Annotated in this window: 1 protein-coding gene; it reads right to left on the bottom strand. The window is 59.3% G+C overall.

Features of this window, described 5'->3' with window-relative positions; translation table 11 throughout:
* Positions 1-123: 123 nt before the first annotated feature.
* The coding region (locus HP556_RS30060; RefSeq protein WP_210269003.1) for a hypothetical protein at positions 124-329 on the bottom strand (206 nt) is incomplete at its 5' end.

Raw genomic sequence — 329 nt, forward strand, 5'->3', positions numbered from 1 at the left:
ATGGATCAGCGGGATACGACACCGCCGCTACCATTCACGACTGAATCAGACTCCTAAACCCGACGAAGATTGACTGCCCGCCACAGGGTAGCGATGGACATGGTGCCTGCCAAAACACACCGGCTAGTCGAAGTGTTCATCCGTCTCGCTTCTCTCCGGTGCTGGCCGATTCCGTTCGTCGGTGAGACCGAGATCCGCCATGTATGCTCGTAATTGCGAGTGCTTCGCCGCCTGGAACGACAGCGGGGCTCGGCGCATCTCGCCCCATAGCTCACAGAATGCGATGGCTGACGGTTCACGAGAGGCATCCAGCCAGCCAGCAGGGAAGA

The organism is Tardiphaga robiniae, assembly GCF_013359755.1.
GTDB classification, from domain to species: Bacteria; Pseudomonadota; Alphaproteobacteria; order Rhizobiales; family Xanthobacteraceae; genus Tardiphaga; species Tardiphaga robiniae.